At 46.7% G+C, this 12,712-nt stretch carries 10 protein-coding genes and 2 pseudogenes; 1 reads left to right on the forward strand and 11 read right to left on the reverse strand.

Features of this window, described 5'->3' with window-relative positions:
• Positions 1 to 47: 47 nt before the first annotated feature.
• On the forward strand, positions 48 to 521 hold the full coding sequence (locus SYN6312_RS13530; protein WP_015125449.1) for a DUF2127 domain-containing protein: 474 nt from the start codon (positions 48 to 50) through the stop codon (positions 519 to 521).
• Here the strand turns inward: SYN6312_RS13530 and SYN6312_RS13535 are convergent.
• The 11 genes and pseudogenes from SYN6312_RS13535 to SYN6312_RS13585 all read right to left on the reverse strand — a co-directional run bounded on the left by SYN6312_RS13535 (position 499) and on the right by SYN6312_RS13585 (position 12,686).
• A complete protein-coding gene (locus tag SYN6312_RS13535; RefSeq protein WP_253276361.1) occupies positions 499 to 1,710 on the reverse strand; it encodes an ATP-binding protein in 1,212 nt (403 codons plus the stop codon). The two genes, SYN6312_RS13530 and SYN6312_RS13535, sit on opposite strands and share 23 nt — an antisense overlap.
• Positions 1,711 to 1,781: 71 nt before the next feature.
• Positions 1,782 to 2,462, reverse strand: a complete 681-nt coding sequence (locus SYN6312_RS13540) for a response regulator transcription factor (RefSeq protein ID WP_015125451.1) — start codon at positions 2,460 to 2,462, stop codon at positions 1,782 to 1,784.
• Between the two features lie 626 nt (positions 2,463 to 3,088).
• A pseudogene (locus SYN6312_RS19430) lies at positions 3,089 to 3,935 on the reverse strand (IS630 family transposase).
• A 13-nt stretch (positions 3,936 to 3,948) separates the two neighbouring features.
• The gene (locus SYN6312_RS13550) at positions 3,949 to 5,325 is read right to left on the reverse strand and encodes a hypothetical protein (protein ID WP_256377505.1); all 1,377 of its coding nucleotides are present in this window, start codon (positions 5,323 to 5,325) and stop codon (positions 3,949 to 3,951) included.
• A pseudogene (locus tag SYN6312_RS13555) lies at positions 5,314 to 6,654 on the reverse strand (hypothetical protein); the annotation flags it as partial. The gene SYN6312_RS13550 and the pseudogene SYN6312_RS13555, both read right to left, overlap by 12 nt.
• A 549-nt stretch (positions 6,655 to 7,203) precedes the next feature.
• Positions 7,204 to 7,953, reverse strand: coding sequence for an SMI1/KNR4 family protein (locus tag SYN6312_RS13560; protein ID WP_015125452.1), 750 nt, complete (start codon positions 7,951 to 7,953; stop codon positions 7,204 to 7,206).
• A gap of 20 nt (positions 7,954 to 7,973) precedes the next feature.
• Positions 7,974 to 10,262 carry an RHS repeat domain-containing protein gene (locus SYN6312_RS13565; RefSeq protein WP_256377506.1) on the reverse strand — a complete coding sequence of 763 codons (2,289 nt, stop codon included), beginning with the start codon at positions 10,260 to 10,262 and terminating at the stop codon, positions 7,974 to 7,976.
• Positions 10,259 to 10,498, reverse strand: a complete 240-nt coding sequence (locus SYN6312_RS13570) for a colicin E3-like toxin immunity protein (protein WP_015125454.1) — start codon at positions 10,496 to 10,498, stop codon at positions 10,259 to 10,261. Before SYN6312_RS13570 ends, SYN6312_RS13565 begins: the two co-directional genes overlap by 4 nt.
• 15 nt (positions 10,499 to 10,513) lie before the next feature.
• Positions 10,514 to 10,906 carry a colicin E3/pyocin S6 family cytotoxin gene (locus tag SYN6312_RS13575; RefSeq protein ID WP_083853525.1) on the reverse strand — a complete coding sequence of 131 codons (393 nt, stop codon included), beginning with the start codon at positions 10,904 to 10,906 and terminating at the stop codon, positions 10,514 to 10,516.
• Positions 10,907 to 11,140: 234 nt separating this feature from the next.
• Positions 11,141 to 11,653 (reverse strand): hypothetical protein, encoded by a 513-nt coding sequence (locus tag SYN6312_RS13580; protein WP_015125455.1) that lies wholly within the window; start codon positions 11,651 to 11,653, stop codon positions 11,141 to 11,143.
• 565 nt (positions 11,654 to 12,218) lie between these two features.
• Positions 12,219 to 12,686 carry a hypothetical protein gene (locus SYN6312_RS13585; RefSeq protein ID WP_041430869.1) on the reverse strand — a complete coding sequence of 156 codons (468 nt, stop codon included), beginning with the start codon at positions 12,684 to 12,686 and terminating at the stop codon, positions 12,219 to 12,221.
• Positions 12,687 to 12,712 lie beyond the last annotated feature (26 nt).

Here is a 12,712-nt window from a genome sequence, read left to right on the forward strand (position 1 = left end):
ATAAATTTAGGAGCAATCTTGAGAAAGAAGCTCCCAGTTGGTTAGTTATGATCGTAGCCTATAAATTCTTTGTGGCTTCGTTAATGGCAGTGGGTGCAATCACTTTATTATTTACCGTAAAAAACTATCAAAGTTTAGAGCAATTTTCAGCATCATATACTCTAGAGAATAAACTCACTTTTATTGATTTTATTTTGGATAAAATTCTAAATTTTAGTCTCAAAACCCTTCGACTTAGTGGGATAGCTGCTGGACTCTACGCGGGAATGACAGCGATTGAAGCCGTAGGTTTATGGCATGAAAAGATTTGGGCAGAAATCCTAGTGATTTTGCTGGTTGGTTTCAGCATTCCTTTTGAAATTTTAGAATCAATGCATAGAGCAACAATTCTAAATTTTATTATATTTCTCGTAAATTTATCTGTTTTATGGCAATTCATTATTTTTATAAATCAAAAACTCAGCGCTATCAAAAAAACAATTAAAACCTTTAAAAGAATTAAATATTGGCTTCAATTTTAGGATTACTGTGTGTGTCAACAACAGGTAATCGAACTGTAAAGCAGCTCCCGACTCCTGGCTGACTGGTGACTGTAATCAATCCGCCGTGACTCTGCGCGATCGCTTGAGCGATCGCCAAACCCAAACCAGACCCGCCCGATTGGTAAGACCGAGACTGCTCAGCTCGCCAGAACCGATCAAATACCCGATCAAGCTGCTCTGGTAGAATACCCATTCCTGTATCTTTGACGCTGATAATAATCTGTTTGCCAACAAGATGGCACTCGATCTCTACTCGTCCCCCTTCAGCCGTGTACTGAAGGGCATTGACAATCAAATTCGTGAACAGTCGTTTGAGTTGGCCTGCATCCCCCAACAGGTACAGGGATTTACCGCCACTCGCTTGCAAACCGATATTCTTTGTTTCAGCTTGCGCTTGATAGAGCCTCACCAGGTCATCTAACAGGTCTGCCAAGTTGAGAATTTCCCGATGGTGGTTGGGCAACTGGTCTGTACGAGCTAGAAACAACAAATCCTCGGTTAAGCGGGTCATCTGGCTGGTGGCACTGGCGATCGCCTCGAATTTTTCCGTATCGCCCTTCGACCGATTCCACTCTGGATATGTCAGCGCCACTTCTACATTCGTTTCAATCGCCATGAGTGGACTCCGAAGCTCGTGTGAAGCATCAGCCGTGAACTGCTTTAAGCGCTCAAAGCTTTGCTCAGCAGGCTGCATTGCCTGACGAGTTAAAATCGCTCCACCTACACCGCTCAACATCAGTGCGACGATTACCCCACCGCCTAGTCCCCAATCCAGTTTTCTGAGAGTTTCATCAAATTCTTCGAGAGATTGGCTGGCTCTGACATAGCCCATTAAACGCCCACTGTCACTACTCATCACTGGGAGCGTCACCCCACGAATCCGAGGCGTGCCTACCTGGGTCTGTACCGCTTCCTTTTCTTTGCCTGCGAAAAGCAGCGTCACTCTGTAGTGTCCCTGCTTGCCCATAGACCTGCCCTGTGAATCAAACCATTCCAGTGCCTGATTTCGGTCAATCAAGGATTGTACAGGGAAGTCACTCTGAAGGCTAAGGTGTCCATTCTCTAGCTCTAGACCAGTGGCAGCTCCTTGCCCTAGTGCAACAAGTTTTTCAGTCACCTGCTGATTGAGGGCATGAGTAAACACAACCCGCACGGCAATCGCAAACACACCCAGAATGGATACCAGAACCCCCAGGTAAGACAACAACAGTCGATAGCGAAGGGTTTGAAACACAGATATTAAGAAAAGGGAGAGCGAAGGCGGTAGCCAAGCCCATAGACAGTTTCAATCACGTCTTCTGAACAGCCTATAGCCTCGAACTTACGTCGCAGGTTCAGGATGTGCGTTTTAATCGTTTCCTCACCGGACAACTGATCCAATTCCCAAATTTTATCGAGCAGCGTGGCACGGGAATAAACTTGGGTGGGGCTTCTCAAAAAACATTCTAAAATCCTATATTCCTTGGGAGTTAGAGACAAAACTTGTCCCGCATAAGTCACCATACAAGAACCAGAATCAAGTTGCAGCTTGCCATAACTGAGGATTGAGGGTTTAGCATCCCCACTGCGACGAGCCAATGCTCTGATCCGAGCTGCCAACTCTTCCAACTTAAAGGGTTTGACCAGGTAGTCATCCGCTCCTGCATCCAGACCCACCACTTTATCGGTTGTGGTATCTCGCGCGGTCAACATCAAAATCAATGCCTGACTGCCAGCAGATCGTAATTGTTTGCACATGGTAATACCATCCAACCGGGGCAGCATGATGTCAAGCAAAATTAGGTCATACCGTACTGCCGTTGCACAATCCCATCCTTCCACACCATCCTTAGCAATATCAATGCCGTGATTCTGGTGTCTCAGGGCTTCTGCTAAAGGTTTGGCAATCCGGTCATCATCTTCAACAAGCAAAATTTTCATGGTAATGGAAATCAACCTATCCTGAGCGATATCAGTAATTTCACTCTAATTGCTTAAAGTCAAAGACTCGAAAAGAAAATCAGGCACATAATCTCTAAAATTAGCATTCCAAAGGCTAATGCCCTGCGATCAACCCTTAACATAGGCATCAAGTCACCCCGCCTAGAATTCAATCTTGAGTGATCGCCTTACGAAGCCAAACAGACAAAAACGCCGCTCGGATTTCCAGATAAGGTTCCCACTGAATACATCAGAACGAAAAAGCAGCAGCGATTACCTAAATCATGAAGCTCACCGACCAAACCCTCCTATTCGTGAGCGAGGGAACCGAGTGATGCCTGGGGGGACAAGGGGGGGCGGCAGCAATCCCCCCCACCCCGTTTGCCGTAGTCGAAATATCCGTGGCCTGGGGTTGGGGTGCCGGGGCTGGCTTTGCCAGACTTGCATAAGCCCTTGACGGTATTGGACTGGATAGACTGGCCGGTTGGGAGTACGGGAGTAAGTGAGCCATAGGCGACCGCACGACCCCATTTCCTGGCCTGGTTGACAAAATTTGATTAAATGACCGATTAGTTTACTTTCTTGGTTTGTCAACTCATGATTATTATAGTAATTACAAATAAGTCTTAGAGATTGCGGTTGGCATAGTCTCGAATAATGTCATCAATGGCGGTGTCTGGCGTTGCATACTGTCTTCGTTTCTTCAAGGCAGCAAAATCGTGCTCAATCTTGTTAAAGTCTGGCGAGTATTTGGGTAGGAAGAGCACCTGATGCGCGCATTGGTGGGCAATGTCTCGAATCACATTTTTCCGGTGAATCGGGGCATTGTCTAAAATCAACACGGACGGGACTTGGAGGGTTGGTAATACCCACTCAGACAGCCATTTCTCAAAACATCCGGCATCAACGCTTCCCTCAACTACCATGGGGGCTAATAGAGCATCTTTGCATCTGGCCATGAGTAGATTTTCCCGTTTTTCTCGTTTTCCGGTTCTGTCTGCAAAGAGCTTGGTGCCTCGTTGGGCCCACCCCCAGGGTTGAGAGACTCGGTTGTCAAAGCCACTTTCATCGATGTAAACGAGACATCTCGACCCCTGTCGCTTCACAATCTCCTGTAATTGCTTGAGATAGACTTGACGTTCCTGAGGATTGCGTTCTCGATACTTTTGCTGTTTTTTTTCGGGTAATTTTCATCTGCTTCAGGGCATACCAAATGGCGTGAATGTTCACCCCGAAATGGGCTGCTCGGTCACAGAGGCGGGCATTGGGGTGGTCTTTAACGTGCTGTTCTAGAACCGCCCAATCGAGCTTGCGCTGACGACGTTTGACAACGGTGGGACGTAAATCCTCTCGGTTCAACCAGTTATAGACCGTTGCCGGACACACCTGAAACCGACGAGATGCCTCTGCTTTGCTGCCACCCTCTTTTACAAAGGTCACGACTCGGGTGCGCAAATCCATGCTGTACGGCATTGACTTTTCATCTTTACTTCTTAATTGAAAGTACTATATAGATCACTTGTTGAGTAACCGTCCCGGTGGCATCCTTTTCAACTACTTCTACCAAACGATTGCGATAGTCCCAACCGTACTGAGTGACCTCTCCCGTGGCGATATTAGTTCTTCTGGTGCGATTCCCTTCATTGTCATAGTCATAGGTATAAACACCATCACTCAGTAGTTGGTTATTTCCGCCTGTGGCATAACCATTATTCGTTCGATTGCCATTGCTGTCATAGCTGTAGACCTCATCATCTTGATAGTCATAATCAGCACCCAAGAGTTGGTCACGCTCGTCATAGGTGTAGTCACTGATGCCATCGGCTGAGGTAATGCGAGTGATCCGGTTCGCCGCATCATAGGTCAACCCATAGGCGGCCAGGACTGTATCTAGATGACTGTGACTTAAATTAGTCAGTCGTCCCGCTAAGTCATAGCTGTAGTCCGTTTGGGCGACTTGTTGCGTACCATTCAGGTCACTGTAGCGAGTCAGGTTAGTCATCTGACTGGCAGCGTCATAGCCCATATCGACTCGTTTCTGACTGACCCCATTGCCACTCTGGGTGATCCGAGTCGTCCGGTTGAGGGCATCGTAACTGAACTCTTCAACACCCCGACTCAGGCCATTAATCCGGTCTCTGACAACGCGCAAATTGTTGACCGCATCGTACTCGTAGTCAAAGACCACGTTCGGCACACCCACAGTCCCAGCATTATCGACTTTCGTTAAGCGTCCCGCTAAGTCATAGGTATAGCCATAGACTGAATTTGGGTCTGCGGCACTCAGAAGCTGACTGGCAGCATCATAGGTGTAACTCAAACCATAAATTGGCTGGCCTGCACCATCTAGCCATTGCTCAGTAGTTTGACGATCCAAGCCGTCATAGGTATATGTCAGTCTGCGCCCATTGCGATCCGTCAGACCCACCTGATTGCCCACCGCATCATAGCGGTAGCTGCGGCGATGGCCGAGCGTATTCGTATCACTCACCCGGTGGTCTAGGGCATCGTAGGCATAAGTAGTCGTGTTATTGACCGAGTCAGTCAGACTGAGGAGATTACCTTCCGGGTCGTAAGTATAGGTCGTTGCTTTACCCAAAGCATCCGTCTCTTGCTGCAATCGATACAGCCCGTCATAGGTATAGCGAGTCTGCTGTTGCAGGGCATCGGTGACGGTGATGACATTCCCGATAGCATCATAGGTCGTGGTTGTGGTCTGTCCAAGGGGGTCTGTAATCCCTGTGAGCCAGTTGCGGGCATCATAACTGAGGCGGGTGGTGCGACCCAACTCATCCGTGGTGGCAGTGAGATTACCGACAGCATCGTAGTCGGTGGTGGCCGTGTCTCCCAACGCATTAGTCATGCCGATACGACGGTTGAGAGCATCGTACTGGTAGCGAGTGGTTCGATTCAGGGCATCGGTCAGGGAGAGCAGGTTACCGGTGGAGTCATAGCCATAGCGAGTGGTCTGCTGTAGGGGGTCACTCACCTGGGTCAGCCGCTCTAAGGGGTCGTAGGTGTAGCGGGTAGTCCGGTTGAGTGGATCTTAGATCAACCCAGATACCCCCCAGTCCTGGGCCCCGTCGTAGGTGTAGCGGGTAGTCCGGTTGAGTGGATCCGTCAGAGCGAGGAGATTGCCGACCCCGTCATACTCGTAGCTGACCCTGCCCTCGAGGGGGTCGATGACCTGGCTGAGGCGGTTGCGGTTGTCGTAGGTGTAACGAGTGATTCGTCCCAGTTGATCGCTGGCGCTGAGCCGATTACCCACTTTATCGTAGGTGTAGCGCATCACCCCACCGAGGGGGTCGATCATTTGGCTGAGGCGGTCTAGGTCATCATACTCGTAGCGGGTTTGATGCCCATTGCGATCCGTTTGGGCCACCAACTGATCCACTGGGTTATAGCGATAACTGGTACGTTGACCCAAGGCATCGGTTTCTCGGATTAATCGGTTGCGGGCATCGTAGGCATAACTAGTGCGGTTACCGAGGGGGTCAATCACGGCAGTGAGGTTGTCCGCCATGTCATAGCGGTAGGTGGTGCGGCTACCCACTGGGTCACTTGTCTCACTCAGGCGGTTGCGGGCATCGTAGCGATACTGAGTCCTGTGGCCTAAGGCATCCGTGACACTGGCCAAGTTACCGGCTGGGTCATAGCGGTAGGTGGTTTCTTCCCCAAGAGCGTCAATGGCTCGGGCCAGGCGGTTGAGGGGATCATAGGCATATTGGGTCGGGTGATTCCGGGGGTCGGTGGCCTGAATCAGGTTGCCCGCCGCATCATAGCTGAAGCTAGTCACTGGAGAGGTGAGGGGGCCGGCTCCATCCGGGTCTGATTCGATGACTTGAGTGAGGCGATTTAAAGAGTCGTAGCGGAATTCAGTGCGGGAGCCGTTCTCATTAATTTCGCTGATGAGATTGCCGGCCGCATCGTAGCTAAAGTGCTGCTGGGCCTGCTCCGGTCTCCCCTGAGCCAGGGTGAGGCGGATCAGTCGCCCGAGGCTGTCATAGTCATAGTTCATGATCCGACCGAGGGGATCTGTAACTAAGTCCACCCGGCCCTGAGCCGTGTAGGTATAGCGAGTCACGACATCATCCGTACCCCCTACATCCCCCACCACTTGCGTCATGGAGAGACGGTTGCCGGTGGTCGGGTCAATCTCATAGAGCGTTTGCCGGCCTAACTCATCGGTCATAGAGGTGAGTTGGTTAAAGACCGGGTCGTAGGTGTAGCGTTGCTGGCCCAACTGAGAAGATGGTTCTATCGCTGCTTGTGTGACCCGAACGTTGTCAATGCCCCAGGATTCATCCGCCAGGCCTTGTAAGCCATTAGCCGCAAAACGAATCTGGGTGGTCGCTCCCGTGGCGGTAAAAGTGATGGGAATTTGTCGATAAATGGCATCACCAAAACTAGCAAATCCCAGGTTGATGCTAGCTCCCCCCTGATCTGGAGTGCGGAAGCTTTGGGGGAAACCGGAAATATTGCTGAAGGTTTCATGGAAGGCCAACTGCCCATTAACTGAGACATCAAAATAGTCTGGCCCGTTGGTGGTGTTGCTCCCCTCCCAGGAATCGAGGGCATAGAAGTCAAAGGCCAGGGTGTAATTAACCCCGGTTTGGGTGGGCAGGGTCAGGGTTTGGCTGCTGTTGCTCCAGCATCTTCAGGAGAAATAGGATTAATAATGCGGTGATTGTAGGAGTTAATTGATTTGAGATTGTTATATTTTGATTTTTTAAATTAGTCCCTAATTATCATCAAAATTAATTTTCATTCTTGCCCTGGCTTTCTCGGCATCAATTTTCATTTTTTCTAAATGTTCCTCTTCCGTCAATCCCATTTCTGTCAAAAATTCCTCATAACTTCCTGCTCCTAATTTAACAGGCTGATAACGAAAGCACTTAAAAGAATTTGTGTAATCATCACTTGAATATGCATCGCCATAATCTGGATCATCAATAATTTCATCGTCTTCGTCTGGCTTAGGATAGATAATATCTGCAAACGCTTCCGTAATATTCTGACCCATACAGAAATCTCTCACAAATGCATAAAAATCTCTCCCCAGATAGCAATACGGCATATCAATATTATAATCTTCATAGATATATATGTCATAGCTATCGTCAGTTTCGCTATATGTTCTTAAATCCCAGAGAAGTATAATATAGCCATCTCCCGTGCCAAACATAAATGAATTTTTAAGTAGATTATATTGCCAAGGAAAATCTTCCTCTATATACGAAGAAAATGTTTCACGAATATCAGAGTCTATTGCTAAATGACTATCCATATTAAATGGATTGATGCAGTAGATGGATAGTTGGGTTTTAGCAAATTTACCATAACCAAATACTTGGCAATAGTCTTGAAATTGTTGTGGTAACTTAAAACCACAAATATTAGCAAAAGCAGCAATATCTTCTTGTTTATTTGGCGATGGGTCACCTGACAGTTCTAGTTGAGCAAGAAGGTCATACCATTGATTTAAACTCATAAGATTTACCACCTTAGTAATTATTTTTGAATCCAAAACCAGCTAGCTTTAGGTTTTGTTTCTACGTTTGGATCGTTACTAAACCATCCACGTATGACTTTTCCATCTGAAAAGGTAGCTTCCGCTTCAATAACATCCGGTCTAAATGGAAAAGCACGATTATATGGCTCGTTTTTATATCGCCCTAGATTTACAACTAATTCAACCGTTGGAGGTTTTGGACGTGGCCCAGAAGGACAAGTTTTACCTTCCCTAATAATTTTATCATAGGCTGCTTTTTCCTTTTCGTATTGAATACCAAGACGAGTTAGATAAGCATTAATATCTTTACCAAACTGATTATACCCTCCCCTGTTAATACTAGGATTTTGAGACATGAAATTAAATCTATTGCGATCAGAACCGCCAAGCACTTTGGGAGTAATGTGACCTCTATGCTCTTGATCTAATCCTGGGTGAGTATAAAGACCACCCCAAGGTATTGCTCGTCGTTTACTTTCCCCATTTGGTATAGGTGTGTACTCAATCTTGGCTCTTGTTGTATCTTCAATAATTCTATGATTACCAATAATCGGTTCTCTGCCAGAAGAGCCTGGTGTCCTTAGCGGGATTGAAGGGAATTGTATTCCTAACGGGGTTAACGACGGTATATAGGATTGCTCTTGGCCATTATCTATATATCTGTCCCCACTTGACAAAACGATTACTCGTTCTTGGCTTATAACCTTGCCATCTAGTCCTAGGGGATCAATGAGGTTAGTCGGGCTATTTCTAACATAGCGATAGAGATTGGTATCCCCTGCATTAAAGCCAATCGGGTCTTCACCAATAAACCCGCCTGTTCTAGGATCAAAATACCTACCTCGGTAATAAGTTAACCCGGTTTCCGCATCCGGTTCTCTGCCCGTATAACCAAAGCGGAAATAAACCGTTGGGTTTGTCTGAGCCGTGGTCTGACCAAAGCTGTCATAACTGATGTGATTAACAGGGATGCCAGCCTCATCCACTAAGTCTCTCACCGTCCCCTGATGGTCAGTCAGTGACCAGAGGGTATTGCCCTGTGCATCCTCCTGGGCCAACACTTGATCCACCTGAGGCCCGTGCAGGTAACGGTAGGTCTGATTCCCCTCCCCATCAAAGACCAGAGCAATGTGGTTGCCATCATAAACAAACCGTTCTGTCGTCGCAGAAGCTACACCACTCCCATCTGGGTCAACGGTCTTAGCAATACGACGATTCTCAAAATCATAGGTATACGTCACCTGCTGCGTGATTGTGCCACTACTATCCTTGGTAACTACCTCCACCAACCGATTGCGATAATCCCAACCGTACTGAGTGACTTCTCCCGTCGCAATATTAGTTCGACTGGTTCTGTTGCCTTCGTTGTCATACGTGTAGGTATACGTGCCATCACTCAGCAGCTGGTTATTGACTCCAGTGACATAACCCGCATTCGTGCGATTGCCATTCTCGTCATAGCTGTAGACCTCATCACCCTGGTAGTCATAGTCTGCCCCTAAGAGTTGGTCACGCTGGTCATAGGTGTAGTCATTGATGCCATCAACAGAACTGATGCGAGTAATCCGATTCGCCGCATCATAGGTCAACCCATAGGCCGCCAAGACCGTATCCAGATGACTGTGGCTGAGATGCGTTAACCGGCCGCCCAGGTCATAGGTAAACTCACTCTCGGCTACCGATTGACTCCCCGCTAAATCCCCAAAGCGGCTGAGACTCGTCATCTGACTGGCAGCGTCATAGCCCATATCTACTCGTTTCTGACTCACCCCATTGCCACTCTGAGTGATCTGAGTCGTGCGGTTGAGGGCATCGTAAGTGAACTCCTCAATGCCAGCGGCTTGGCCATTAATCCGGTCTCTGACAAAACGCAGGTTGTTGACTGCATCGTACTCGTAGTCAAAGACGACATTCGGCACACCCACAGTCCCGGCATTGTCGGTACGGGTTAAGCGTCCGGCTAAGTCATAGGTGTAGCCATAGCGGGCAGTGGGGTCAGTCGCTGTAGTGAGCTGACTGGCAGCATCATAGGTGTAACTCAAACCATAAATTGGCTGGCCTGCACCATCTAGCCACTGCTCGCTGGTTTGACGATCCAAGCCATCGTAGCTGTAACTCAGTCTGCGGCCATTGCGGTCGGTCATCCCCACCTGATTGCCCACCGCATCATAGCGATAACTGCGGCTATGGCCTAGCGAATTAGTATCACTCACCCGACGGTCTAAGGCATCGTAGGTATAAGTGGTCGTGTTATTGACCGGGTTAGTAATACTGAGGAGGTTGTTTATACGGCTCTTTCAATAAAGTAGTCATACTCACTTAGATCAATTTTGATATTAGTGAATCCTTGTAGAAAACTTGCATGAGCTTCCTTGATTGGGTGGATGTATGAAATCGGATCATCAGGAGGGAGATTGAGTAAGTTGCGTAACTTAGCCAAATCTACTTCCTTTAAGACAGTTTCTCCTATGAACTGATCACCTTCTTTTGCATACCATGTAAGTTCCAAACAAATATCTTGCATTTCCTCGTCCCATGATTAAGGTTCTACTCTTCGATTGTTATCTGCAGGCTTAGTTTGTTCACCAGTTATAGGATCAAATTCCCCTTGATGCTTACCTTTCTTGTCATATTTCTCTACAGTCCCATGTTGGTAATCCCACTCATAAATATTACCCTTATCATCTTTCCAACGTTTACGTAAATGGCCTCCACCTTGCACAGAAGTCTTAGGTTTAACTCTTTGTGTGTCGGGAAATGCAGGTAAATTTTTAGGGGGTAGTATCGGTTCACTACTTGATCCAATCGATGATTCGACGAAAGGAGGAACCAGGCCCTCTGCTGGATTCTCTGGAAATCCTGGTACTTGCGGTAGCGGTATGCGTAGAATCCGACAAATACCTTCTAATGCTTCTCCCGCAGCACCCCACACCCCAGTCTATAGAACCCATTTGAAATCTAATGCTTATTTTGCAAGCCTTTCAGCCCCCTTGTTTTCGTTGATTTTAAGACAAATCACTCTCAAAAACCTATTGCGTCGTTAGAGTGCCAAATTAACGGTTGCCTGAAAGCACGCAATTCCGTTGGGAAAGATGTCAAACAGGTTCTATAGGTCTATGTAAGTGTGGTGTTATCACTAATACCGTCTTGACAAATAATTCTATAATCATGAAGCGTTGCGCCACTCAGTAAACAGATTACTACTCAGTAAGTTAGGGGCAACTTTATTAACTAACTGTAAGAAATTTTCCTTAATATTTAATAACTGTAATAAAATATCTTCCTTGGTCATTAGGATTGAGGCTGGGTGGGGAGTCCAAGACGTGCCACTATAGCAACTTATTTTGATTAATCCATTATTTTCGTTAAAATCTAGTCTGCGCTGGATCCCCTGCTCATAAAAGTCCAAAGAAAAAGGATAGTTTCCTTGATCGAGTGAGTAAATGCTTTCTGGAATTTGTTCGAGAATTGAAGCCAAGTCTGTAGCAACATCTACAGGCCAAATATCTTGTCCAAAGCCACTTACCCTAAACTTAATAGCTCCTGTATCTTCAAAGATTTCACATAATTCCTGAATAGTGGCATTAATATCATTATCTTGGTCATTATGGCTAAGGGATTGATCTACTTGGACAAAGTCTTCCAAATCTTTGCTAATTTCTATAGTTAGTGTAAGCATACTGTTTTTACCGCGCTAGAACAGGATATCCAGTTTTGTAACCTCCACCAATTTTTGGAACGACTGTAGCATAATTAGTAGAAACTATCGACCCATCAGGCATGATCACTTGTCCAAGACCCTCTGGTATCCTTACAGTCACTGGCGCAGTCAATTCGCTGACCTCTGATGTATTCTTTAGAAATTCTGCGGCAGCTTTGTTATCTGTCCATTGTCCCTGTGGTTGATTAGTGCTAGCTGCTCGCCCTCTCAATCTCTGGGTATTTTGGTTACCAGCACCGTGTCTCTCAAAGGTGTGGCCAAAGGTTGACCTACTCTTAGGAGACCAATTGGGAACACCATTATTCTTATTTGATTCGAGGAAAGGAGGAACCAGGCCCGGTGCTGGATTCTCTGGAAATCCCGGTACTTGCGGTAGCGGTATGCGTAGAATCCGACAAATACCTTCTAATGCTTCTCCCGCAGCGCCCCGGTCGATAGGGCCATGTCCAGTATGGTTCGGTATCCTCAGAGGTGGTGCAGTTCTAGGACGATTGATGTCGTTAAAGTCAATGCCCTAGGTACATTAAATTTCTACTTTTAGTTCAAATATTTCGTTGGTTGTTGTTCCTAAATTTCTTACTAACCCAAAACGTACCCTATCAGGAATTAGTTGATGAATATCAATTACATTAAGATCACTCCCTAAAGTAGCAACCTTTAAGAACAATTGTTTTTCGTTCTCAAACTCAAATGCAATCAAACTCAATTGCTCCTTATCTCCATCCTCTCGATGAACTGATATGAAACTTCGATCGTAGTAGTTGTTTCGCACAAGACCATAATCAGCCAGTGGGTTATAGTCAATCAAAGCTTCAGAGAGAGAAGCTACTACGATTTTCTGGAATAAAAGAGTGCATATTTCATCGTAGTCGTCGTAAGCAGCAAAAATCGTGATTGGAATTTTTGCTCGAATCAACCAAGGTGACAATGCAAGCAATGCACCTTTAAAAAGGTTAACAAGCTCAGTTATCGAAACGCTCCAGATGCTCATAATCCCCCTCCATGTAATTGATTGAT

This window comes from Synechococcus sp. PCC 6312 (assembly GCF_000316685.1).
In the GTDB taxonomy this organism is placed as follows: Bacteria; Cyanobacteriota; Cyanobacteriia; order Thermosynechococcales; family Thermosynechococcaceae; genus Pseudocalidococcus.